The organism is Paenibacillus hebaui, from assembly GCF_051934385.1.
Classification (GTDB): domain Bacteria; phylum Bacillota; class Bacilli; order Paenibacillales; family Paenibacillaceae; genus Paenibacillus.
Window position 1 is genome coordinate 1,518,450 of record NZ_CP196836.1, and the last position, 26,357, is coordinate 1,544,806.

Sequence of the window (26,357 nt, forward strand, 5' to 3'; positions counted from 1 at the left end):
AATCTGCAAGCCTTTTTTGTTACTAATTAATACAAGTTCCACCGGTTTCTGAGTACATAGTTCCATTTCGCAGCATCTCAAAACAATAATGGCTTTATCCAATCGAATATCGAAGCAAGTATAAGTTTCTGTGAAAAAAAGGGATGCCCCACAAGTCAGAACATGACGTGAGGCTTCCCTTTTAAAGTTATTCCTAAGAACTCTTACAGACAGCTTCTTCTTTTACTAAATTCAGGTTTATTCAACTCGATCTGGTTTAATTATCTTTTAAATCTGCAATGGATTTGACATCCATGTATGTTGGTACAACGAGTCCAGTTTTAACACCGGTCATATTGGCACCGAGATCATCGAGCTGATCTTTGTATTTATCCCAGTAATCCGCGTGTGTGAGAGGCAACCAGGCTGCGGGAGAAGCATCCACATCACCTGTTGCGACACCCGTCCACATCGGTCCGGCTTCAACTTGTAACGCAGTGACCTTGTAACCCAGGTTTGTTTCCATCACATATTTCAGCAGGTTCGTACTGGCGATTTCAGAATCCCAAGCAACATAACCCAAACGGAATGTATCACCGTTCACAGGGGTCAAATCTTTCGTCCATTCATCGATTTGATCTGCATGTTTCTCTGCATAATCTTTAGCGGCCTGTTCCGGTGAAGTGCCACCTTGAATGGCGATCATCATTTCACCCATATCATCCGATGTCCACTGGAATCGGGACAGGAATTCATAAGCGACAGGATGATCTTTTTTCAATCCTTTACGTGCGATGGTGTGAATTTCTTCAGCATCACCGTAAACCTTGTCGGGATCATCCAGATACTTCAGATCATATTTATTGAACATCCAGTGTGGTGTCCAACCCGTGATGATGATGGGTTCTTCATTTTTAACAGCTTTATCCAGTGTAGCGGTCATTGCAGCTCCTGAACCTTCAACTAATTTCCAGTCAGACAAACCGTATTTCTCAATAGCGCTAGCTGTAGATTTCATAATTCCGGCACCCGGATCGATACCGATAATCTGATGGTTTACTTCATCTCCCACATTGGCACTTGCCGCTGGAGCGGAAGAAGCGGCACCTGTCTCCAGATCTTCAATCGAATTCACTTCAGTCATGTAACTAGGAACCACGAGACCTGTACGTACACCCGTCATGTTGGCCCCCAGATCATCGATCTGGTCCTTGTACTTATCCCAATAGTCAGCGTGTGTCAGTGGCAACCAAGCCGCTGGAGAGGCATCTACGTCGCCTGAGGCAACACCCGTCCACATCGGTCCGGCTTCGACTTGGAGAGCATTAACTTTATAACCCAGTTTGTTTTCCAGTACATATTTCAGCAAATTGGTACTTGCGATTTCGGAATCCCAAGCCACATAGCTAAGTTTAAAGTCGTCTCCGTTCACCGGAGTCAGATCTTTCGTCCACTCATCAATCTGATCTGCATGGTTCTCGGCATAAGCTTTGGCTGCTTCTTCCGGAGATGTGCCCTCCTGAATGGCAGTCATCATTTCACCCATTTCATCGGAAGTCCATTGGAAACGAGACAGGAATTCATAAGCAACAGGATGATCTTCTTTTAACCCTTTACGAACGATGGTATGAATTTCTTCCGCATCACCGAAGGATTTCTTGGGATCTTCCAGATATTTCAGATCATACTTGTTGAACATCCAGTGCGGAGTCCAACCCGTAATAATGATCGGTTCCTCAGCTTTGATCGCTTTGTCCAGTGTGGCAGTCATGGCTGCGCCTGAACCTTCAATGAGGGTCCAGTCGGACAGATTATAATCCTCGATCGTTTTGGCTGCGGACTTCATGATACCAGCCCCTGCATCGATACCAATAATCTGATAGTTAACCTCTTCACCTACAGCATTGGCTGGTGCATTGTTGCCACCGGCAGAAGTGTTTCCCCCAACGAAATACTGAGAGAAACCAGCTATGAGTACAAGCAACGTTGCCGCAGCAGTAATCCATGCTTTTTGCTTTGTCGTGATCCGTGAGGTTCTTTTGCGACCTGGCATAAACAGATTTTGTGTAAAACGGTCAAGCACAATCGCGAGTACAACGACAGCGAGACCCGCTTCGAAACCTTTACCAATCTGAAGCTGTGTTACCGCACGATATACTTCCGCACCAATACCTTGTGCACCGATCATGGATGCAATAACAACCATGGACAGTGAGAGCATGATGGTCTGGTTAATACCGGACATCACGGTAGGCAGAGCGAGTGGAAGTTGTACTTTGAACAACTTTTGCATAGACGTCGAGCCGAAGGCATCAGCTGCTTCGACCAATTCACCAGACACCTGCTTGATACCGAGGTGAGTCAGACGAATCGTTGGTGGAATCGCAAAAATGACGGATGCGATAACACCTGGAACAACACCAAGGCTAAAGAACGTAACAGCAGGCAGCAAGTAGACAAATGCAGGCATCGTCTGCATGAAGTCAAGCAGCGGTGTAATGATACGCGCCGCAGTTTTACTGTATGCGAGCCAGATTCCGACAGGTACACCAAGCAGGATCGAGACCAATCCTGAAGTGATAACCAGGCCGAGTGTGTCCATCGATTGGGACCAGTATCCGAGGTTATCGACGAGCAAGAACCCGATAACCGTGAATAGGGTAAGTGGGAGTCGACCTACGAGAAACGCAAGAACACCCAATATCGCAATGAATAGGAGCGGATGGGGCAACATAAACAGCCCAGAGAAAAATCCGACAACCTCTTGAATAACGGTGGAAATTACATTAAACAATCCGGAGAGCGAGGAGCTCATCCAGTCAACGATGGATTCAATCCACGACGCTAGTGGTATTTTGGGAATCATTCACAAGTTCCTCCTTTACTGCAACTTCACCGCTAAGTGCTCCCAGCAGGGCACCACGGACGATAACACCTTGCAGACGGCCGTTCTCACCAACAACCGCGAGAGGCACGTGAGCGGAACTTACAATTTCGAACAATTCATGAATCAGGGTCTCAGGCGACACAGTCGGCCCGTCCGTGATCAGAATATCTTTTAATACTTTGTTTTCACGCATCGCACGGGAAGCGTCTTCTGCTGTAATGACACCAAGCAGCTTCTTCGAACGATCAATGACAAACAGGTTGGAAACGCCACTTTCGCGCATTAATTCGAGGGCAACCCGAGGTCCACGGTCAAGCGTGATTGTTTCAGGGCGACGCATGACGTGAGCGGCAGTGAGGACCTTGGACAAGTCCACGTCTTCGACGAAGCGGGCCACGTAAGAGTTGGCAGGTTGAATCATGATTTCTTCCGGTGTACCAATCTGCACAACTGCGCCGTCTTTCATGAGGGCAATACGATCGCCGATGCGCAGCGCTTCGTCCAAGTCATGGGTAATGAAAATAATGGTCTTTTTCATTTTATCCTGAAGCTCAATCAACTCATCCTGCATATCACGACGAATCAATGGGTCAAGTGCACTGAAGGCTTCATCCATTAGCAGTATTTCCGGATCATTGGCAAGGGCACGGGCCAAGCCAACACGCTGCTGCATCCCGCCACTGAGTTCATCTGGCATCTTGTCTTCCCAGCCTTTAAGGCCGACCAGCTCAAGTGAGGTTGTCGCCTTCTCGCGGCGTACTTCCTTGTCTACTTTCTGTATTTCCAATCCATACTCCACATTATCAAGAACGGTACGGTGCGGGAATAACGCAAACTTCTGGAATACCATGCTGATCGTTTTCCGGCGCACTTCGCGCAATTGTTCTTTGTTCATCTTCCGCAGATCCTTACCATGGACCAGAATTTCTCCGGATGTTGGTTCAATCAGACGATTGAACATCCGAACCAGTGTGGATTTACCACTCCCGGACAGTCCCATAATAACGAAAATTTCACCTTCCTGAATTTCCATGCTGACCCGGTTGACACCAACCGTTATCTGTTTTTCTTTGGCCAACTTTTCTTTACCCCAACCTTGCTCAAGTAATTGCAGACCCTGCTCGGTTTGGGGGCCAAACAGTTTACTTACGTTCTTCACTTCAAGTATGGTCATGTTTTCACCCCTTCTGATGTGTTGTGCACTTCGAACGGCTTACAGCATCCACAAGCCCATACACTTGTGCGCCCAGCCACGAAATCCGGTAATTGTTGCTTCGCTTCCCGTCTTCCTGGGTAACGTTTTTTATTTTAACAATACTTAACCAGTATATCAACCGAATAAACAGTACATAATGTTTGTACAGTAAAAACTGTACAAAGTTTTCCTTCCATATGCTCCGTCTATCGCCTTATTCTGGCTAAGAAGGCTCCTTTACATTTGATATCGCTTTTCCTACAATAGAAAATGAGCTGAATTGAAGCTATTTTTTTTGGTTAAAGATAGTCGTAGGCAAATGTAGCCTGGTAAAGTTCCCATTTTCATACATTGGGTGAAAGAAAGCCCTCTGGCATATAGGATGTCCGGCCGGATGCTTTCCCATGTAAGCAGGACTTTGAAGTGTTGCAATTATTTTGCCAAGACTGTGAATGTTCAGAATGGAGGTTGCAAGCATGGGCTTGGACCATTTACAAGAGGATCAGCAGGCAACCGTGCTGAGGATTCGTAAACGCGTCATCGAAGCCATTGGACGTAATATGGATCTTTACGGCGTTACGTTATCCACAGGACACTTATATGGGTTGCTATTTTTTGCAGACAAACCAATGACCCTTGACGATATGGGCCGTGAAATGGAAATGAGCAAAACGAGTATGAGTACAGGTGTACGTACACTGCTGGATCTGAAAATGGTAAATAAAGTGTGGAATAAAGGCTCCAGGAAAGACCTATATGAAGTGGAATATGACTGGTATCAGACGTTTACGGATTATTTCGTTATTAAGTGGAGAAAAGCGGTAGAGAGTAACCTTCAGATTCTGCGCAAATCCATTGACGAACTCAATCGGTTAGTTGAAGATCTGGATGAGCAAGCAGATGCCGAACTTCTTCACATCCTTATGGAAGACAAACATAAGGTTTTGCAAGCGGAAGCATATTACAAATGGTTGGATCGATTGATTGATACCATGGAAGATGAAGAAATATACAAGCTGGTTCCGAAAGAAGAGATCAAGGAACATTCATAATTGCATGATTGCATGCAAAGGGCCCTTCCCGTCACAGGAGAGGGCCCTTTGGCATGTTAAATATCTTGATAATTATAATGAAGGAACACGATGGAAGGCATAGAACTTCACATCGCTCCAACTGATGTTCACGTCTCTAATGTCCAATTAGACCTGCTTGAGGAAAGACGGCAGACTGCTGAGCAATCTGTTCCAGTTCGTTCACAATCTGCAGACGTCCGGCCGGGGTCCAGCATAACTGATGCCAATTACAGATATCGTGAATGGTACCGTGCAGAACGGCGGGGGATCGATTCCATGATGCCGTTTGCTTCATGCGGCGGAACACCTTTTCACTGGCAGGCTGAAGTGTTGCACGATGAATAAACAGGTGATCCGTGTCCAGCACGGGAATACTATCTGGCGCATACTCATCCCTGGAGATGCCTGGAGATAAAAGCTGGGCAGGCTGGATTCCCAATTCACAATACAACAAGTGATTTAATGGATGTTCTCCGGTTCCCTGCAGTCGGATGAACTGATTCGTAATTTCCATCAGAGCAATACGTTCCTGCCCGAAATAGGATTGTAGGCTCAGACCAGCTTCAAGCTTGCGATACTCAAGTTCCTTGAAATTCAGCAAAGCCTGCTTCTCGCGTCCGACCAGTTCAGCTATACGCATATGGTTTTCTTTCCAGTCATCCTTGGATTCCAATATGATGGTGGGTGCGATATTTTTCAGCTGATCGTAATAGGGCTTGTGGTAAAAGTCACCGATGATCAGGTCCGGCTTCGCTTGCCGAAGTTGATCTAGTTGTCTGGTTAATCGGCGTTCTTGTTCATAATCATCCGTCTCCCGGTCAGGGCCTCCTTCCAGCACAGCGACCGGGCGCAGTCCAAGAGAGGTCAGGTTCTCATGTAGTCCCATAATGGATGCCGTAGCCACTCGCAATTGGTCTCTTTTCATATATACACTGGGGGCAATCCCCAAGGCTTGTTTGAATTTGCGGCTAAAATAGTATTCATTGCCATAACCGATAGACTCGGCGACGTTTTTAAGTACACAATGTTCCTGTCTCAGCTGTTTTTTGGCTTCAGCAATTCGTAAGCCATTCAGGTAATCGGTAGGTGACATGCCTTTGGCTTTTTTGAAACTCCGAGAATATGAACTGGCCGTAAGTCCGGCGATTTTGGCGAGTTGATCCATGCTGATTCCTTCACTCATGAATCGTCGCATGTACATAATGCTTCGTTCGAGCGCGGGGTCGACCTTCTCATAGTTTTCTTCAAGTCGGTTCTCCGAGAGATATTGTAGCAGTTCGTGCAGTCGGCTATGTATGCTGATAAAGTGATCGGGCTGAACACCGCGATAGGTTTCATACAATTGTTCAAATCGGGAGACGACCTGCTGTTCATGACGAACCAGCATTCGGCCTGTCTGCCAATCCAGTGGGAAGCCAGGGGTTGGTGTCATTTTCCATTCGCCGCGTATTTGCTGCAAACGAACCGTATCCATACTTAGCAATAGAAACTCTGTAACGTCTGATCGTGTCGCTGCCTCAATTGTTGTTCCTGGCGCCAGAACGAACAGGTGATTAGCTTGAGCCGTATAGACCGTATTATTCAGAACCAGAACTCCGTCTCCTTGCAAAATAAGACAGAGCATGGGCCGTGAAACCGTCTTGCCTTGCACACGGAAGTTCTCCCCACGGCGCACGCGGCACACGGACGAGAGGAGCGGTAGAGGTGAAGTTTCGGAAATAAAGGGAAACTGTTCAGTCATACGGACCCATCCTTTTGTCTCATTTTCTTAATGATAACAATTATCATTCTCATATGGAAGATGTTTTTGAAAAATAGTTTTGAATATGACAAAAAGAGGATACCTAGAGCCGCTATGGCATCAGGGTAATCCTCTTTGTATTGGAAATGACTTATGAGGCGCTATAAGCCCTGTTCAGTCGTTCAGGAGTTAGTTTGGCGTTACCAACAGTACATCGTCGATGTAAATATCACTTAATGCTTTTTTACCTGTACCGTTTGCCTCCATATGATACAAGCGATAAAGGTCATCCGTGTTCGTATAGAAGAGCCCTGAAATATCGTTACTGAAGTCAAAGGGTCCCCATTTCTCACCAGCCAGTTTGGTCACTTTGAGTGCAGTATTCACAGAATACATCCCATTTTTCCCAAGGATATATACAGAAGTCGGGGTGCCATTTGTGAGTTGATTCGCAACGTAAGTCACGTTGCTCAGATTCAAATGAAGGGACTTCGTTACTTTACTGTCAGCAATGGTTTTGGCATATGCCTTTTGGTCTGCATCAATGATGACAACTTTGTCTGTCCCCAGTGCACCTGCTTCCATGACACTTTTGGTGTGAAGCTGAAGAGTTTTGCCAGAGGTCTTAAGCGCAAAGGCTTTCCCTGCGGCATAGTTATATTCCTTATTGCTGTCCAATTTAATGCCTTTGTTATAGATATAAACATTGCTGCCCCATCCACCTGAATATACGGCATTAACGTCCAGAGGATTTTTGGCATTGACCGCTTTGGCTTTGCCCGTGCTGTAGTTAACCGTGTACATCACAACAGCATTAGTGGAGTAAAAACGCTCCGATGGGTTGGTATTCACCATGAGATGCAGCGCATTTTTGGATGCCTTCATGTAATAGGAGTCTTCCACCACGCCTGCCGCGATCCATTGGACGGAACCGCTGCCGTTGGTTGCTTTGGAGGCAACCCATGTTTTCCCGTTTTTGAGTGCATTATAATATACCCGGCCTTTAATCACAGTTAAAAGTGGAGCATTGGTGTCTGCTTTATCTGCGATTTTTTTCACAGAAGAAGGTGCACCGTCTCCTGTTGTGCGATAGATATTACCTTTGGAATCCAGATAATAGATGAAGCCGTTATCCGTCAAATAGCTCTGAACATCGGTAGCGAATGTGTCGGCCATATCTTTGGACCCGTCATTCGGCACGCGAAGCAGGGTAGTGGAATAGGCAGAATTGGTGTAGTAGAGATAAGAACCTGCCGCTTGCAGATGATATCCTTCAAAATCCAGCAGTACTTCTGTCGTGCCGCTGCCATCACCGGATACCTTGTACAATATTCCATCGGATTCATAATACACGATGGATTGGCTGAGGGAAGCAGCTTGCGCTCCGGTTCCGCCGCCCAGTGTTGCTGCCGCAATCAGTGCGAACAACAGCAAAGTGCAGATCGTGCGCTGCATGTGCAAAGACCATTTGTTCATCAATTCATCGTCACCCTTCTTCTCTATATATGAGGTTGTTCAAAAAGTCCGCATTTGATTACGAAGGATGCCTAGTGGCATCATCAGCATCGAATATGGAATTCAGCCGAAATGTCCGTTGCTCACGTAGTTTCCCTACGCTCCGCTACTCCATTTCTAGCTTCATCCCATCTTCTCGGTACTGAAAACCGGTCTTTTTGAACACGCACTATATGTAGTTAACACCTTAAGTTATATCGGTAAAGGCTGGAAAAGATGTTATATCGGATGAGGGGTAAACGTAAACGGTTCCTGTTCTGCGCTTAGATCTGGCTTTCAGCCAGTTGCTGACGACTATTCCATAGGGTAACCAGACGAAGCAGAGCCACACTGATAAGCAGAAGCACTGCGCCAATTAGGAATAAGATCCATGGACTAATGAGCAGCATGCCGCTCGCTTGACCGGCAATCAGCGCAAGCAGTGGAATCACCACTAATCCTCCGAGTTGATAGGCTTCCTGGAATCCACGAACCTTGGCTGACATCAGTACATTGAGTAGAATGACCACGAGACTGCAAGCCGGAACGACCCATAGGACCAGAATGATCCAGTTCAGATTGGGAAACATCCATTTTTCGAACATCGGGTACATCAGGACATTCGCAATGATCCCGTAGATGAGAAATGTAATCCAAGATAATAAAAGGGAAGGAATAAGGGCAGCCAGCACCTTGCCTTTAAACAGCGTATCCATGCTCATCGGTGTAAATAGAAGACCTTCCAGTGTCTTGCGTTCCTTCTCACCAGCGAAGCTATTGGCGGTCAGAATACTGGAGGCCATTACCGGAATGATGAGAAACAAAGGTGCGAACATATACAAAGCAAGATAATAGACAATACGATGGTTATCCGTCGGCATGGAAGCGAGCTCGGGAATCTGCCCGGCAAGGGTCAAGGTATCCAGTGTCTCAAGCAGGAAGCTGATGTTGCCTATGGAACGAAGTTCTACCCTTGAACTCGTCCATAGGAGTACTGCAGGTATGAGGATCCCGATAATCAGTGGAACAATCAACATGGGCAACCAGAGCTGGATGCTGGCTGTGATGGCCCGGATATCTTTGCGTACCAGTGCGCGTATGGCTTGGCGGTTATTCATGATGGTGTGCCTCCCTTATGGCAAAATAAATACTCTCCAGATCACTGCCTGTGATGCGGGCCTGATATACTTGTCCCTGCTCCGTTAATTGCCGCAGCAGCAAAGGAATGTCTTCACGGGATTGGAGCTGGAATGTCGCTTTATGTGTAGAGACTGTCTCCGGTATAAAGTCTGTCATGCTCAACCAGCCGTTCGGCATGGTGGCTTCCACTTCAATCCGTGGTGTGGTCAGATATCGGCTCACGATTTCCTGCTCGGTACCTTCTTCCACTTTGCGGCCTTTTTCCATGAAAATATATCGATCACAGACTGCCGAGAGCTGGGACAGCACGTGAGATGAGACCAGAATCGTCATATGTTCTTCTTGGTTTAGTCGACGAATGATGCGGAGCACCATCTGGATTCCATCCGGGTCAAGCCCATTGGTGGGTTCATCCAGAAACAGGATGGAAGGACGATGCAGCAGCACCCGTGCAAGACCTAATCGTTTCTTCATGCCTGTGCTGTACGTGCCGACTTTCCGATGCTGATAATCCTGCAATTCGAACAGATCCACGAGTTCATCGATCCGGGCTCGGGACTGTTGCATACTGAACGCATCCGCGAAAAAAATCAGGTTGTCGCGCCCACTCATATTTTCATATAGTCCGCTTTGCTCGGTAAGTGTGCCGCACATCGCCAGCACCTTCTCAGTCTCACGGGAGGCGTCCAGTCCGTTAATCGTTACAATTCCATCGGAGGCCCCCAGAACGCCGTTCATGATGCGGATCAGGGTGGTTTTGCCCGAACCGTTGGGTCCAATCAGGCCTGTGACGCTACCTTCTTCAACGGTGAAGCTGACATCATTCAGGGCTTGATGCACGTTGAATTGTTTGGATATGTTACGAACTTCAATCATGTCTAATCACCGTCCGATCTAAGTTTGGAGATTATACGCGCAGCTGGGTCATATCGTTCAATGGATTGCCTTAAAATGATATCCTTCCGTCAATAGTCCTGGATTTAAGATACGCATTTGCCCTCAATTCTGCTTCAAATCGGGTCTAAGGTTTGTTTTCACTGTGGCTTGTACCATGTATCCTTGTTTAAAGGATGCAATATCCGTTTCATTGCCATTCATAACGTGGTAATGAAACATAAGGCCTCTTATTTCTCATGAATTGAATGCCTGAAATATTCATCTAACGCCGGTCTTGGTTAATCAGGGCCGGCTTGACGTGATTACTCGGCCTACGTGTCGTGGAAACGTCCTATTTACGATTACATATCTAATTTGTCTAACACATCATTATGTACATATTGTATTGAAGCCATGTTGTGTTTGGACCCAGAGGAAGGGGAGCAAATAATGACAGCATCTAATGAGTACCGCTTTCAGGTGAACCTGAGCGGTATGATCCAGATTTTATCGAACCATCTATACAGCAGTCCCAAAGTGTTCTTGCGCGAGCTGATGCAGAATGCGACCGATGCTATTACCGCACGAACAGAGGCGGAGCCTGGATATCAGGGAGAAGTACGCGTGGAGCTGACAGGAACAGGTGAGCAGCTCACAATGATGGTGGAGGACAACGGCATCGGCTTGACCGAAGCTGACATTCATGAATTCCTGGCTATGATTGGACAATCCTCGAAGCGGGGACAGCAGGCACTGCTGGATGGAGAGACTTCATTTATCGGACGCTTTGGGATTGGTCTATTATCCTGCTTCATGGTGAGCCATGAAATCGTCATGCTGACACAATCCGCGAAGGGTGGACCTTCGATGGAGTGGCGGGGTAAACCGGATGGCACGTATACCATTCGACAGTTGGACACCCAGTTATCTCCAGGGACAAAGGTATACCTGCGCTGCACGCCGGACGCAGCTCATTATTTCGAACCAGATTATGTGAAAGAAGCCTTGTTCTATTATGGAGCGTTATTGCCCTATCCGGTCACGATGTATAGCGAAGGAGTGCAACATATCGTCAATAACGAGTCGCCAATCTGGCTGATGGAGCCTGGGCTCGCACGTGGACGCAGAGCGGAGGTATTGGCTTTTGGTGAACGCTTGCTTGGGGAGAAGTTTCAGGATTTTATTCCACTGACGACAACTTCGGGCCGAACGGGAGGCATTGCTTTTGTGCTGCCACACGCAGTTAATCTGAATGCCAAGCGTTCTCACCGGGTGTATCTGAAGCGAATGCTGATATCCGAGAAGGCGGAGAATATTTTGCCAGAGTGGGCTTTCTTTGTAAAATGCCTGATCTGGACAGATGAGCTACAACCGACCGCTTCACGGGAACATTTTTATGAAAATGAAAAGCTGGAAGAGGTACGCTCTGAACTCGGCGATGCCCTTCGTCAAGGACTGGCTGACATGGCTGAGAACCAGACGGAGCGATTGCAGAAGCTGATTCGCCTGCATGCGCTGTCGATGAAGGCGCTCGCCGTGCAGGATCAGGAATTCTACACGATGATTCATCGGTGGCTGCCATTTGAGAGCACGAGGGGCCACCGGGAACTGGGCGAGCTGATGGATGAAGGAGAGACGTTGTATTTCACGACCTCTGTCGATGAGTACCGTCAGATTCATCATGTTGCTTCAGCACAATCGATGCTGGTGATTAACGGCGGCTACATCTATGACAGCGAACTGATGGCGACACTGCCGATGGCTGTGCACAATGTACACACGGAACGGCTACAGCCGGATCAGGTTTCCATGAGCTTCACGGATGTTCCGCCCGCTGAACGGAATCAATATTATGATGCCTTGCGACTCGCTGATTCTGCATTGCAGCGTTTCCGCTGTCGGGCGGAGGTTAAAGGGTTCAAACCGTCGGATTTGCCCGTGCTGTTCACGCTCTCACAGGAGTCTTCCACACTCCGTGCACTGGAAAAAGCGAGTGAAGAAAGTACAGAATTGTTCTCTTCCGTACTTGGTTCATTATCCTCTGGAATCAGTTCGGCGGGATATTCGACCCTGTACCTGAATGTGAGCAATCCGATTATTCAGCGGGTGCTGACGTCACCGGATGGCCAGATGACGCCAATTGCCATCGAAATGCTGTACGTCAATGCACTGATGATGGGGCATTATGCAATGAATCGGCAGGAGCTTGAGGTGCTGAATCAGGGTATCGTTCGTTTTATTGATTGGGGTTTACGTGCGAATACGGATCGTAAGGGGGATGCCTGATGAAGACAGAGATGGATTTTGAGGAATTGATGGATGAGGCGTATGGCCTGCCTAATGGTCCAGCGAAGCTCGGTATGCTGGAGGAAGCAGCAAGAGTTGCCGATGTGGATGGCATGGAGGAAGAGGCATACGAAGCGAGGTCAGAGATCGTGGAGACAGCGACGTTCTGTGGTTACCCGATGAAAGCACTGATTGCTTTTTCCTGGCAGCTGGGCAAGTTTGACCAACAGCCCGAAGAATATGATGAAGAAACGTTAATGTGGTCATACAAATGGATATTAGGTAAACTATCCAGCTTCCCGGAAGTGTCGCGCGATAAAATGATGGAACTGTTGGAGGACTTCGGACGTCGCTTCAAGTCATTTGGATACAGCGAGCGTTCATACTGGTATTATCGTTTCCGTATATCCATGGATCTTGGTGATCTGGATGAGGCAGGAAGCAGCTATGCCAGGTTCAGAACCATGGACCGTGATTTTATGAGTGATTGTGAAGCCTGTGAACAGGATGAGATCATGCGTTACTTCATCCTTACGGGAGAGGACGAGAAGGTACTTGAAGCGGCGAAGCCTATTCTGAAAGGGCGGATGAGTTGTGCCGAGATTCCGCACCTGACCTTATCGGAGATATTGATGCCGTTGTACCGACTCGGAAAGATCGATGAAGCGGACAAACATCAGGCCAAAGGTTACCGCATGATCAAAGGTCATAATGATTTTGTGAGAAGCTTTGCGGAGCAGATGGATTACCTTGCACGCACCAACCCGGCGAAAGGCATTGACGTGCTGGAAGAAAGCTTGGTGCTCGCGATGGATCATGAAGATCCGTTTGCCAAAATGATGTTCTACGCCAGAGCTGCACAATTGTTACGCCGCTGGGCGGACGAATCTCCTGGATACCGCTTGCGGCTTCCTGCCTCATTCCCGTATGAAGGAGAACCGGGAGACTTGCGTAAATTGGCCGATTATTTTGCGGATTATGCCAAAGCATCTGCTGAGAAGTACGATCAACGTAATGGCAATCGACATGTCTCTTCAATGCTGAGCGAGGTATAGGAGAATACGGAAGACAAAAAGTTAGAAGGATAGAATAACTTACCAATGCGCTAACGAACTCACCACACCTTATTAGCCAGTATTAAGCAGGATTGAAAGTGTAACGAACTTCAGGCATCTTAATCCGATGAAATGGTCGAGCAGAACAACCGAAATGAGGGAATAAAGCTGCTACGATTCGTTACAACTTGGAGACTGTTAAATTCTATCTGACAGCGTGTGCTCGATTCGTTATATTGCCCTCTCTCATCATTCCATAGGCTCCAAACGGTCAGCATCACTATTCAAAACAGGCTTGTTCAAAAGGGAGGATGATCCTCCTTTGAACAAGCCTGTTTATCTTTTTTTATGTTATGAGTACGATGCTGTTATTCAATCTGGTGTTCAGGTTATTCAGCCATGGTTACAGGCGGAGCGGGAGCATCTTCAGCGGGTTTTCCGTCTTCAGCGGATTCCCCACTCTCGGAAGCTTCCACTTTCGGCTGTTTTGCCTTCAGGTCAGCTACGATCTTGTCGGTAGGCTGTGTAAGCAGTTGGTACATCATTGCTGCCTCTTCCTGACGGATCAGTGGTTTGCGGGAGAGGAAATCAACCGATCCATCCTCCAGCACCTTCACTTCCGGGCCGTGGATGCCTAACTTGACCATCATTTGGATGGCAGGCACTGCCCACGCATCTGTTTTTCCGGCCAGCTTCACATCCTCGAACAGTTCATTCGGGTATTGCAGCTGGAATGTTCTCCAGATCATTACCATGGCTTCCTGGCGAGTAATGGCCTGATCCGGTTTAAACTGTTTCGAATCTGCACCCATAATCATGCCGGATTCATAACCAAGCTGAATGTAACCGGCGGTAGGGTGTGTCGCCCAATCCGTATCCGCAGGTGGTGTTGTTTTGCTGGCTTTCAGCCCGCTCAATTTCAGCACATCTTCAATGAATTCAGCTCGAGTAACCGCATTTTTGGGTTGGAAAGCTGCACCTGCATCATTGGCATAATGTCCAAGCGATTGCAATCCATAGATGGCTTCAGCATAAGGACTGTTATTACGAACATCCTTGAAGCCTTTTGGTGTCTGACCTTTTTTCTCATAACCGAGTGGGTTGAGATATGGCTCCTTCATATAAACGGTTCCATCTGTATTTTCCTTGAACGCCGTGAACTGGCCTGTTAATTCATCCTTGAAGAGATTGTCTTCAACCTGGATCAGGTTACGTGTGCCCAGGAATACATCCGAGATGCTCATTTGTCCGGGCTCTTTGCCGCCCTCTTTCAGGGAGCTGATAATCGTGCTAATCCGTAGATCCGCATAAAGTCCGGTGAACCGTTGCAATTCATCTGCTGATTGCGGCGCGTATTCCTTGAACTTAACGGGCTCCGCATATTGCGGGAAGAACGTCTGGATGAATGCCGGGTAGAACAGATTACGAAGTGCCCCAGCCTGATTGTACGTCAGGAAGACGCCTGTGTTTTGCTCTGGAATTAGGAAAAGATAAGAGCTGAACCCCATCAGATCTCCTGCTTTAGTAATAATTTTGGGACTGCTACCTGCACCCGGAAGCTGGAAAGCGGCTTCAAATCCATACGTGGTGTCTGGTAACAGGGGATGAATGGAGGAACGATACTGTTCCATGCTTTTCACAGTTGTTTCCTTGAAAACACGTTTGTTATCCTTCACACCATCGTTCAGGAAAGCAATCATGAAATTCCCAATATCCTCTGCGGTAGACAACATACCACCTTGGGGAAAAGGCGTTGGAGAGATCGTGTACAGATCAAGTGGTTGATGTGTCGCATCATAGCCTGTTGCCAGCTGTTTCTTGAACTTGTCGTTCAGCATGAAACTGCTGTTATCCATGCCCAAAGGTTTGAAGATATGTTGCTGCATATACGTTTCGAATGGCTCACCACTGACATTCTCTACAATCAGGCCGAGTAGCAGAAAGGAGAAGTTGTCGTACATATAGGCGCTGCCAGGTTCTCTAACGACAGGTGGCATATGCTGCTGAGCATAATCCATCATCGCTACGGTTTTGTCGAAATCGTCATGGATATCTTCCTGCTGTGGGTCGCGGATCTCAAATCCGGTGGTGTGTGTGAGCAGGTGTTCGACAGTGACGGGTTTGTCAAAAGGGTTATCGAATTCCAGCCCTTTAACATAGGTCTGAAAGTCAGCTTGCAGATCAACCTTGCCTTGCTCCACAAGCTGCATCACGGCCGCTGCCGTAAATGTTTTGGAGACAGAGGCTACGCGGAAGGCGGTGCTTTTGGGATCAACGGGTGTTTTACTCTCCAGATCAGAATAACCATAGCCTTTCTCGGCCACGACTTTTCCGTCTTTGACAACAACAACGGATGCTCCAACATATTGGGCTTTGGCTTCAGGGGAATCGAAGAATGTATCGAGAAATGCTGTAGCTGATTCGGTTGTCAGCGCTGTCGGTTTTCCCTTTTCAGCAGCTACTGGAGTTGCGTTCTCCGCCTGAACCGCGGGTACCCACAGACTGAGAGACAGGACAATAGCCATAAAAGCTCCTGTTAGGGAAGTAAACTTGAAGCGGGTCCTTCGATTGAATAAATACATGCAAACACTCCTTTAAGAAAATTTTAACAAAATAGTTACTTCACCGTGTATTACTGTTTACTAGCACGATAGGTTTCACGATAGTAGATTCCAATGTGTGCAATCCAGATGGCAGAGAGGACTACAATCGGGAACGGAGCGAAGCTGAACAGGACCGAATAAATCACCATAGCAACCATACCAGTGCCAAGAAGAAGGTTGACCATATTGAAAGAACGATACGCTGCACGGTACACAATCCATTTCTCGCCTTCATCCAACTTTTCAAAATGATCTTGCTTCATATTGCGTGAATTCAAATCCATTGTGCGTTCAGGAAAATATCGATTGTATCGCTTGAGCGTCAGATTCTGGAGCAGAATCACAATGATAATGGAGAAACATGAAGCTATCAGGTTAATGAGATTATACGTTTCGGGATAAGCCGGGAGATCTCTGTTTGAAGCATAGAGTGATAAGGCAAGTGCAGCCCAAGTAAAGGCCACAATGACACTAAATCCGCTTATCATGATCGCACTTCCCAAAGAACGTTCAGCAGGAGAGGTCAGTGAATCAGAATCACCCTGAACATCATTTTCCATAGGGGGGACGGATGGCGTGCGGGTCAGGTTGATGGTATTCCACGACATCATAATGAGCAACAGGACAGCCAGCAATCCAAATAAAAGATCGTAATCATAATACACGGACAGCGTCCAGTTCAGATTGGAAGGGATATTCCCGATCACATTAGCTCCGAAAAAACCGACCAGAGCACCCGCAGCAGCATACAATGGAAGGCGTATTTTTTTGAGTTTCGATGTTGAAGTTGATCTAGGTCTACTCATACTAATCTCCACCTTTTAGTTCAAAGATTTTTTCTACAGGTTCATGAAATACTTTCGCTATTTTCAGAGCGAGGACAACGGATGGAGAATAATCTCCGCGTTCGATCAGGGCAATCGTTTGACGGGAAGCACCAATTAATTTGGCCAGCTCCGCTTGGGACAAGCGATCCCTCGCTCGTAACTCCCGAACATGGTTGTGCAATTCTTCCACATACTCACCTCCATGAGTCTAATGTACATGATCATTTACTAAATGTAAACTATAATATACAAAATGTTAAAGATTATTTACTTTCGATACGCTGAAAAGTTACATGGAAAAGGGAAGCCTGTGTGGCTTCCTGGGTTGTTGATTCTATAGTAAAACAACATTCGTGTTGTGACTCATCATGGCTTGTCAAACTAGTCCGCATAAATCGAACAAGTCCCTCATAGACATGTACTAATCAAGTAGGGGTTCTGCTGTACGCACAATCCTGAAGTGAAAACATGTGCTAAAGGGGATGATGTCATGCGCCGAATATCATGGATGCTTGCCATGGTATTGGTCTTATCGACCTTACTTGCCGCCTGCGGGAAGAAGGATGCGGCAGCAGTGGTCAAAGATCTGAACGAAGTCGTTGGAGAGATGGAAAGTTACCAGGGGGCAGGCATCATGACGCTGCATACCGGGGATACGCCACAACAGTACAAGGTAGAGGTGTGGCATCAGAAGCCTTCGTATTATCGTATTGCTTTAACGAATGCCAAAAAGGATGTAACGCAGATTGTACTTCGCAATGATGAGGGTGTTTTTGTCCTGACGCCTAGCCAGAACAAAAGCTTCCGTTTCCAGAGCAATTGGCCGGATAACCAGGGTCAGGTCTATCTATACGAGACGTTGATTCGCAGCATAACGGGTGATTCGACCCGACAGTTCGCAGATGAGAAGGAAAGCTATGTATTTGATGTAGCTGCCAATTACAATACGCATGCATTAGTGAGACAGAAAATATGGCTGAACAAAAGCGATTATGCACCGAAACAGGTAGAGGTTTCCGATTCCAATGCCAATGTCGTTGTGGATGTGAAGTTCGATACCTTCAAATTTGGTACCGAATTTCAGAAAGACGCTTTTGACATGCAGCGTAATATGACAGCTGTTACGGAAGAAGGTGGCAAGGCCGGAACCGATTCAGGAGCCGCACCTGCTGAACAGACAGGGGAAGGAGGCACTACGGAGCCTGCCAACCCACAAACTGCACCTGAACAGGGCTCAGAAGCGAATCCAAGTGGAACAGTTAATGATGGACAGACCGGTGTGAGTGATAACACTGACCAGCAAGGTTCAGAGGATCCAGCCAGCGGTCAGGGGACGGAAGAACCGACATCGGCTGAGCCGGAGGGTGCAGACAGCTTCGGTGTTATTCAGCCGACCTATGCACCGGAAGGCGTCAAACTGAAAGATGATCAGATCGTGGAAGGATCTGGAGACTATTCAGTGATGCTTCGCTACGAAGGAACCTATAATTACACGATTTTTGAGGCGCGGCCGCAGGACAGAGCCGCATCGCTTGCACCATCCCGTGTTGTGGATCTTGGATTCACTCTGGGAATGATGAGCGGAGATGCTTTGCAGACGCTTACCTGGATGACGGATGGGGTGGAGTACCGGATTACAAGCGCAGATTTGCCAGAAAACGAAATGATCCAAATCGCAACGTCAATGCAGGAAGAGTCCGGGAAATGATTTGGAAAGTATAGTAGCGTTAACATAAGGAATGCTAAGAGCATCGGAGATTTGTTCTCCGGTGCTTTGCTGCATATACAGCCCCCTTACTGTCCATCCATTGTATGTTGCATCATCTGGATTACAATTGAAAAAAACCTGTAGCAACATGCAATAAACATGCGTAAAATGGGTTTTCCTTAGGCTATGTGTACTCAATAATGCAAAACACGCTTCTATGCGGGAGGAACCGGGTAAATAATACGATATAAGCAGATGTCATGGGTTATGGAGAGGTCAAAATCTCTGCATTTGTCTGGCTTATGGGTCTTATTCTGGGCTTGCTCCCGTTCTCGAAGTACTGCTCTGGTATGTGTTTTGGGTTACGGAACTTCCGTTCATTTGACAGTCACATGCTGGAGCATTACGATGGAGTCTGACGTGAGCCGGATTAAGATGATTAGAGAAGGTGACTTAACGTGCAAGGACAATATCGGCCGACCCAAGCGGAAATCAATTTGGATCATTTGTGTACTAACGTAGAAGCTTTCCGCGAAGCATTGCCTCAGGGCATGAAATTCCTCGCCTGTGTGAAGGCCAATGCCTATGGCCACGGAGCGGTGGAGACGGCTAGAGAACTGGAACGAGTGGGTGTGGATTACTTAAGTGTGGCTTTTCTTGACGAAGCTCTCGAATTGCGACAACATGGGATTACGATTCCAATTCTGGTATTGGGTTATACGCCGCCTGAAGGTATCGCTGTTGCATGGAAACATGATGTGACCGTCACGCTGTTCAGCAGGGAAGTGCTTGACGCCATTCGACATCTGGATGCAGGCACATTCGCTAACAAGCTGAGGGTTCATATTAAAATCGACAGCGGCATGGGCCGACTTGGCCTGTTGCCTGGTGATGAGGCACTTGCTTTTATAAGGGAAGTAGCCGCGCTGGAGCAGGTCATGCTGGAAGGCATGTTTACCCATTTTGCCAAGGCGGATGAAGAAGACAAAACCTATACACTGGAGCAGTATCGACGGTTCCAAAGCGTGGTTGATGCGCTTAGGGATCAGGGGTTTGTCATCCCGATTATACATACGGCGAACAGCGCCGCTGCCATTGATACACCGGAATTATCCTATGATATGGTGCGTGTGGGAATCAGCCTGTACGGATTGTATCCTTCGGCACAGGTGAATCATCAGGTGGTGAAGCTATCCCCGGTATTGACACTGAAGACACAAGCGGTTCTGGTCAAAACGCTGCCACCCCATTGGGGTATCAGTTACGGAACCCGTTATGTAACACAAGGGAATGAACGAATAGCGACCCTGCCTATCGGTTATGCAGATGGATTTTCACGAATGTTAACAGGTAAAGCACAAGTGCTTGTACGCGGCCGCCGCGTTCCTGTCGTGGGTACGATCTGCATGGATCAGTGTATGGTGTCGCTACAATCTTTCGCAGAAGAAGCGGAAGAAATTCAAGTCGGCGAGGAGGTTGTCCTCATCGGTCATCAGTCTGGTGGCATTATAACCGCAGGCGAGGTGGCAGACCAGCTAGGTACGATACATTACGAAGTGATCTGCATGATGGCGCATCGAATTCCCCGGGTCTATACCCGTAAGGGAGTAGAAGTCGCCAGAATCAATCCTCTTTTGACATCCTGACAGGTCAACTGGACGCTATTACCATTAAACTTTTTTTCAGAACAGAAGGAAAACTGTCGGAGCATCTCGAATTATGTATGACGACTGGGATGAAAAATCCTGAAAAGAGATGTTTACTCTGTACGAATATTGTTCCCCGTGTTTATAATGGAGTACAGCATACTTGATATACTCGGGGCATATATATTCCTTTGTATAAAAGTTCTGGAAAAACGTAATACTGGTTCACAATGGCGAAAGGTTTGTGGGGGTGGAAGAAAGGTGGCCAACTTGCAGAACACCAAGCGGATCATGATCAGTTTGCCTGATTATCTTTTGCAGGAAGTGGATGGCATCGTAGCGCTGGAGAATTCCAACCGCAGCGAATTGATTAGGCAAGCCATGAAGCTGTATTTAACGGAGCGTAAGAAACGTTACATCCGTGAATCAATGCAGCGAGGATACATGGAGATGGCAAAAATTAATCTCACCATGGCATCCGAGGCCTTTCACGCGGAGGAAGATGCGGACAGCACTCTGGACCGCTTAGTTAGCGGGGTGTAGACATTGATCGTAAAACGTGGTGACGTTTTTTTTGCGGATCTTTCTCCCGTTGTCGGTTCCGAGCAAGGTGGAGTCAGGCCGGTTCTGGTCATCCAGAATGACATCGGCAACCGGTTCAGTCCGACTTGTATTGTGGCGGCGATTACCGCCCAGATCCAAAAGGCAAAGCTGCCAACGCATGTAGAGATTGATGCGGTGGCACACGGCTTTGACCGGGACTCGGTTATTTTGCTCGAACAAATACGGACGATTGATAAGCAAAGGCTGACCGACAAGATTACCCATCTGGACGAGGAGACCATGAAACTGGTCAACGAAGCCTTACAGATCAGCCTGGGTTTAATCGATTTCTAAGGCGTTAGGCAGTGATTATTTCTCTGCCTTGCTATCCGTGGACAATGGATGTTCCTGTCTTAGGAACACACAATTTCAGACAGCAATCAAAAGAGCGTACAACAGCCCGAGGGCCGTCGTACGCTCTTTTGATTAAAGCTTGATGAAAGCGTAGTACATTGGCAAGCTTTTCGTTATAATGATACCTGAGAAACCGTTTACGCCAATCGAAATATACAGAGGTGGAGAAGACATATGAGTATTTATATCGACCAGGAGAAGCTTCAATTTCATCTACAGACTGCAAAGGCAAGTTATGTATTTCAAGTGCTACCTTCCGGATATTTGGTGCATTTATATTATGGCAAAAAATTACGCGACACCGATCTGAGTTGGTTGCATGTAAGGACAGAACGAGCGTCCTTCAGCCCTAACCCGGTACCAGAGGATCGTACGATCTCGTTTGACACCTTGCCAGTGGAACTGCCCGTGTATGGCACAAGTGATTTCCGTAATCCGGCGATTCAACTGCAATTGGAGAATGGCTCGACGATCTCGGAGTTTACGTACACGGGGCATCGACTGGAAAAAGGTAAAGCTCCGCTTCCTGGACTCCCGGCTACATATGTGGAATCTGAGAACGAAGCAGAGACGCTGGTTATTGAGATGGAAGACTCTGTTGCTGGAATCAAGATCGAGCTTTCCTATACAGCCTTTACGGCATTTAATGCGATTACACGTTCGATGCGTGTTGTTAATGAGAGCGCTACCTCAGTGAATGTGTTGCGTGCGCTCAGTTCTTCCGTTGATTTCCCGCATGCGGATTATGAATTGCTGCAATTGTCAGGGGCATGGACACGGGAACGTGATATCGTTCGTAGACCGCTTGCTTCAGGCTTGCAGGGCATCGAGAGCCGTCGAGGTTCAAGTAGTCACCAGCAGAATCCATTTATTGCGCTGATGTCACCGGGCACGGATGAAGATCAGGGTGAAGTCTATGGATTCAGTCTCGTCTATAGCGGTAGCTTCACGGCACAGGCTGAAGTGGATCAGTTCCACACGACCCGTGTATCGCTCGGGATCAACCCGTTCGAATTCAGCTGGAAGCTGGAGCCACAGGAAGCGTTCCAGACACCGGAGACGGTTATGGTGTATTCGGATGCAGGGCTGGATGGCATGTCTCAGTCTTATCATGAACTGTACCGGGAGCGACTTGCACGGGGGCAATTCCGCAATGCTGAACGTCCTGTTCTGGTCAACAACTGGGAAGCAACATACTTTGGTTTTGATGCGGACAAGATCGAACAGATCGCTCGCGCCGGACAAAAGCTGGGTATTGAGCTGTTTGTCCTGGATGATGGCTGGTTTGGACACCGGGACAGTGATAATTCCTCGCTGGGAGACTGGATTGTAGATAAGAACAAATTGCCACAGGGCCTGGATGATCTTGCAAACCGTGTAACAGGTCTGGACATGCAGTTCGGATTGTGGTTTGAGCCTGAAATGATTTCACCAGACAGTGAGTTATATCGTGCTCATCCAGACTGGTGTCTGCATGTGCCTGATCGTCGCCGGACCGAAGGACGCCAGCAACTGGTACTCGACTTCTCCCGTCAGGATGTGCGTGATGAGATTGTACGCATGTTAACAGACGTGCTTGGTTCTGCGCCAATCACTTATGTGAAATGGGACATGAACCGGAACATGACGGAAGTGGGGTCTGCATTACTACCGGCAGACAGACAGCGTGAGACCGCGCATCGGTACATGCTTGGGTTGTATGACGTCATGGGACGAATCACTTCGGCCTTCCCGAACATTCTGTTCGAGAGCTGTTCCGGTGGTGGTGGCCGCTTCGATCCAGGTATGCTGTATTACATGCCTCAGACGTGGACAAGTGATAACACGGATGCCATATCCCGCCTGCGGATTCAATACGGTACCAGTCTCGTGTATCCGGTGAGTTCGATGGGATCGCATATTTCAGCGGTACCGAATCACCAGGTCAACCGGGTGACTTCCTTGGAGATTCGAGGCCATGTTGCCATGTCGGGCAACTTTGGATACGAATTGGATCTGACCCGATTCACAGAGGAAGAGAACGAAATTGTGAAAGCGCAGGTTGAACTGTACAAGGAGATCCGTGGCACTGTCCAATATGGGACATTCCGTCGCTTGCTCAGTCCGTTTGAAGGAAATGAGACGGCGTGGATGTTTATTGCACCGGATGGAAGCGAAGCCGTTGTATTCTACTTCCGTGTGCTCTCCGAACCGAATGCTTCACTACAGCGACTGAAGCTGAAAGGATTGGACCCGGATGCGGATTATCGTCTGAAAGCCGGCTCTCAGACCTTTACCGGGGATGCCCTGATGTATGGCGGTATTTCGGTAGGCAGTGCATCGGGAGACTATCTGAGTGAAATGTTCCGTTTCGAACGCGTATAGATTGCAATTGCATATAAAGTTTTAAACAGAAAGACCGAACAGCGTCGCGTTGACGTTTTTCGGTCTTTTTTTGACGTAATGGGGAAGGCTGGAGGATGATGTGATATTGTCAGAACTTGTATGCCAGTGGAATGATGGAAATCTGAACGCGATTTTGTGATAATATAGGGTAGAGTGGTTGAATCCAATTGGTTCAACCAAAATGTAATTACAGCAGCAAAGCTGCCCTGAAATGATTGTAAAGAACGATTCAGGAAGGAAAGAGGGATTTATTTTGTCTGAACAGGAAACGGTTCTGGAACCCAATGAAGAAACAATAAAGGCAGAACGCCATGAACGAATCATCAAACAGGTAGCCAAGGAACTGTCACTGTCCTTGAAGCAAGTCCGCACAACATCGGAGCTTCTGGACGAAGGCAATACGATTCCATTTATCGCCCGTTACCGTAAAGAAATGACTGGAGAGCTGGATGAGAACCAGCTGCGACTTATCGAAGAACGCATCGTATATCTGCGGAATCTTGAGGATCGCAAAGTGGAAGTCATCCGTATTATAGAGGAACAGGGCAAGCTAACCGGAGAACTGAAGCAGTCCATTACCAAGGCAGTGAAGCTGCAGGAAGTGGAAGATCTGTATCGACCATATCGCCAGAAGCGGAAAACGCGTGCCAGCGTAGCGAAGGAAAAAGGGCTTGAGCCACTCGCTGGTTGGATCTGGGGTCAACCGAAACAGGGAGATGCGCTGGAAGAGGCTGCGCGTTATATCAATGCTGAACTTGGGGTAGACGATGCAGAGGCTGCGCTTCAAGGAGCCAAAGACATTCTCGCTGAGAACATTGCAGATGATGCTGCCATTCGTGCATGGATTCGTCGCTACACCTTGGATCATGGGATGCTAACTTCGGAAGCGAAAGATGCAGAGCAGGAGTCTGTGTATGAAAACTACTATGATTATCGTGAATTAGCCAAAAAAATGCCTCCACACCGTATTCTTGCGATTAACCGTGGTGAGCGCGAAAGTATTCTGAAAGTCGGCCTGGAAGTGCAGTCTGAACCAGCCCATCGTCATATGGAAGGACAGATCATCCGTGGTGCTTCTGCCGTGCAGGACATCTTGCGTGCTGTGATTGAAGATGCCTACAAGCGGCTTATTGCACCCTCGATTGAGCGTGAGGTTCGCGCAGAATTAACTGAAAAAGGTGAAAATCAGGCCATATCGGTATTCTCGGCTAATCTGCGTAACTTGTTGCTTCAGCCGCCGATTCATGGCAAACGTGTGCTGGGTGTTGATCCGGCCTATCGTACCGGCTGTAAGCTGGCTGTGGTAGACGATACGGGCAAGCTGCTGGAAGTGGCTGTGACTTACCCAACGCCACCACACAACAAGAAGCGTGAGGCTGCTGAAGTATTCCACCGGATGATTAAGCAGTATGATATCGGACTGATCGTCATTGGTAATGGTACCGGGTCGCGTGAAACGGAACAGTTTGTGGCCGAGATCATTCAGGAGAACGGCGACGAAAGTCTCGTGTACCTGATCGTCAATGAAGCTGGAGCGAGTGTGTATTCTGCATCCAAGCTGGCTCAGGAAGAATTCCCGGATCTGGACGTTGCGGAGCGTAGTGCCGCTTCCATCGCCCGCCGGGTACAAGATCCACTGGCCGAGCTGGTCAAGATTGATCCTAAAGCCATTGGTGTAGGTCAATACCAGCATGACGTATCACAGAAAATATTGGAAGAAAGCCTGAAGGCTGTTGTGGAATCTGCGGTTAACCATGTGGGCGTGGATGTGAACACGGCTTCGCCTTCATTGCTGTCTTATGTTGCCGGGGTAAACGCCACAATTGCCAAAAATATCGTGAAATACCGCGAAGAGAATGGCCGGTTCACGAACCGCCGCCAGCTGCAAAAGGTGCCACGTCTGGGTGCCAAAACCTATGAGCAGTGCGTAGGCTTTATGCGTATTGGTGAGGGTGAGAATCCATTGGATCGTACACCGATTCACCCCGAGTCCTACAAGGTTGTGGATCAGCTATTCAAAGAACTTCAAGTTGCGCTGGACAAGCTCGGTAGCAAGGAACTCTCTGTGCTTCTGTCTGAGCAACAACCAGAACAACTGGCTGTGAAGCTGGAAGTGGGCGTACCTACATTGCGTGACATTCTGGACAGCTTGCAGCGTCCGGGGCGTGATCCGCGTGAGGAGATGCCATTGCCAATCTTCCGTACGGATGTCCTCAAGATTGAGGATCTTGTAGAGGGAATGGAACTACAAGGAACCGTGCGTAACGTGATTGACTTTGGTGCCTTTGTTGACATCGGTATCAAGAGTGATGGGCTTGTCCATATTTCACAACTAAGCAATGGTTATGTTAAACATCCGATGGATGTCGTATCTGTCGGTGATAATGTAACGGTCTGGGTCATGAATGTGGATACCAAAAAAGGCCGTGTTGGCCTTACGATGAAGAAGCCTGCTTCTTCTCAGCAGTCTTCCTAATCCAATGCACATGATTGGAAACAGCCTTC

Annotated in this window: 18 protein-coding genes; 9 read left to right on the forward strand and 9 right to left on the reverse strand. The window is 47.7% G+C overall.

Annotation, left to right across the window (positions count from 1 at the left end):
* Nucleotides 1–256 precede the first annotated feature (256 nt).
* Nucleotides 257–2,845 carry a glycine betaine ABC transporter substrate-binding protein gene (locus tag ACR32F_RS06660; protein ID WP_440117323.1) on the reverse strand — a complete coding sequence of 863 codons (2,589 nt, stop codon included), beginning with the start codon at nt 2,843–2,845 and terminating at the stop codon, nt 257–259.
* A complete protein-coding gene (locus ACR32F_RS06665; RefSeq protein WP_215078323.1) occupies nt 2,811–4,040 on the reverse strand; it encodes a quaternary amine ABC transporter ATP-binding protein in 1,230 nt (409 codons plus the stop codon). Before ACR32F_RS06665 ends, ACR32F_RS06660 begins: the two co-directional genes overlap by 35 nt.
* Nucleotides 4,041–4,537: 497 nt before the next feature.
* Between ACR32F_RS06665 and ACR32F_RS06670 the strand changes: the two genes are divergently transcribed.
* Nucleotides 4,538–5,113 carry a GbsR/MarR family transcriptional regulator gene (locus ACR32F_RS06670; protein ID WP_440117325.1) on the forward strand — a complete coding sequence of 192 codons (576 nt, stop codon included), beginning with the start codon at nt 4,538–4,540 and terminating at the stop codon, nt 5,111–5,113.
* A gap of 136 nt (nt 5,114–5,249) precedes the next feature.
* On the opposite strand, the gene ACR32F_RS06675 is transcribed toward ACR32F_RS06670, so the two are convergent.
* The 4 genes from ACR32F_RS06675 to ACR32F_RS06690 form a co-directional block, all read right to left on the reverse strand.
* Nucleotides 5,250–6,875, reverse strand: a complete 1,626-nt coding sequence (locus ACR32F_RS06675; RefSeq protein WP_440117327.1) for a helix-turn-helix domain-containing protein — start codon at nt 6,873–6,875, stop codon at nt 5,250–5,252.
* A 189-nt stretch (nt 6,876–7,064) separates the two neighbouring features.
* A complete protein-coding gene (locus tag ACR32F_RS06680; protein WP_440117329.1) occupies nt 7,065–8,351 on the reverse strand; it encodes a DUF5050 domain-containing protein in 1,287 nt (428 codons plus the stop codon).
* Between the two features lie 302 nt (nt 8,352–8,653).
* Nucleotides 8,654–9,487: a hypothetical protein gene (locus ACR32F_RS06685; protein WP_440117331.1), complete on the reverse strand. Its 834-nt coding sequence runs from the start codon at nt 9,485–9,487 to the stop codon at nt 8,654–8,656.
* Nucleotides 9,480–10,385, reverse strand: a complete 906-nt coding sequence (locus ACR32F_RS06690; RefSeq protein WP_440117333.1) for an ABC transporter ATP-binding protein — start codon at nt 10,383–10,385, stop codon at nt 9,480–9,482. The genes ACR32F_RS06685 and ACR32F_RS06690 overlap by 8 nt, the downstream gene beginning before the upstream one ends.
* Before the next feature lie 450 nt (nt 10,386–10,835).
* Here ACR32F_RS06690 and ACR32F_RS06695 point away from each other — a divergent pair, with 450 nt between their 5' ends.
* Entirely contained in the window at nt 10,836–12,671 is a 1,836-nt protein-coding gene (locus ACR32F_RS06695; protein WP_440117335.1) for an HSP90 family protein, read from the forward strand.
* Nucleotides 12,671–13,726, forward strand: a complete 1,056-nt coding sequence (locus ACR32F_RS06700; protein WP_440117337.1) for a hypothetical protein — start codon at nt 12,671–12,673, stop codon at nt 13,724–13,726. The genes ACR32F_RS06695 and ACR32F_RS06700 overlap by 1 nt, the downstream gene beginning before the upstream one ends.
* Nucleotides 13,727–14,115: 389 nt before the next feature.
* Here ACR32F_RS06700 and ACR32F_RS06705 read toward each other — a convergent pair whose 3' ends face one another.
* The 3 genes from ACR32F_RS06705 to ACR32F_RS06715 are packed head-to-tail and all read right to left on the reverse strand — an operon-like array spanning nt 14,116 to nt 17,346.
* Nucleotides 14,116–16,308, reverse strand: coding sequence for a serine hydrolase (locus tag ACR32F_RS06705; protein WP_440117339.1), 2,193 nt, complete (start codon nt 16,306–16,308; stop codon nt 14,116–14,118).
* Nucleotides 16,309–16,358: 50 nt separating this feature from the next.
* The gene (locus ACR32F_RS06710) at nt 16,359–17,135 is read right to left on the reverse strand and encodes a DUF3169 family protein (protein WP_440117341.1); all 777 of its coding nucleotides are present in this window, start codon (nt 17,133–17,135) and stop codon (nt 16,359–16,361) included.
* A 1-nt stretch (nt 17,136) separates the two neighbouring features.
* Nucleotides 17,137–17,346: a helix-turn-helix transcriptional regulator gene (locus ACR32F_RS06715; RefSeq protein ID WP_440117343.1), complete on the reverse strand. Its 210-nt coding sequence runs from the start codon at nt 17,344–17,346 to the stop codon at nt 17,137–17,139.
* 300 nt (nt 17,347–17,646) lie between these two features.
* On the opposite strand from ACR32F_RS06715, the gene ACR32F_RS06720 reads away from it, so the two are divergent.
* From ACR32F_RS06720 to ACR32F_RS06745, 6 genes are all read left to right on the forward strand, one after another.
* Nucleotides 17,647–18,864, forward strand: coding sequence for a DUF4367 domain-containing protein (locus ACR32F_RS06720; protein WP_440117345.1), 1,218 nt, complete (start codon nt 17,647–17,649; stop codon nt 18,862–18,864).
* A 458-nt stretch (nt 18,865–19,322) separates the two neighbouring features.
* Nucleotides 19,323–20,510, forward strand: coding sequence for an alanine racemase (gene alr / locus ACR32F_RS06725; protein ID WP_440117347.1), 1,188 nt, complete (start codon nt 19,323–19,325; stop codon nt 20,508–20,510).
* Nucleotides 20,511–20,771: 261 nt separating this feature from the next.
* Complete coding sequence (locus ACR32F_RS06730; protein ID WP_024630715.1) at nt 20,772–21,053, forward strand: CopG family ribbon-helix-helix protein; 282 nt, start codon at nt 20,772–20,774, stop codon at nt 21,051–21,053.
* A gap of 3 nt (nt 21,054–21,056) precedes the next feature.
* Nucleotides 21,057–21,407, forward strand: coding sequence for a type II toxin-antitoxin system PemK/MazF family toxin (locus ACR32F_RS06735; protein ID WP_017690036.1), 351 nt, complete (start codon nt 21,057–21,059; stop codon nt 21,405–21,407).
* Nucleotides 21,408–21,641: 234 nt separating this feature from the next.
* Nucleotides 21,642–23,831: an alpha-galactosidase gene (locus ACR32F_RS06740; RefSeq protein ID WP_440117350.1), complete on the forward strand. Its 2,190-nt coding sequence runs from the start codon at nt 21,642–21,644 to the stop codon at nt 23,829–23,831.
* A 274-nt stretch (nt 23,832–24,105) separates the two neighbouring features.
* A complete protein-coding gene (locus ACR32F_RS06745) occupies nt 24,106–26,328 on the forward strand; it encodes a Tex family protein (RefSeq protein ID WP_440117352.1) in 2,223 nt (740 codons plus the stop codon).
* Nucleotides 26,329–26,357: the final 29 nt, after the last annotated feature.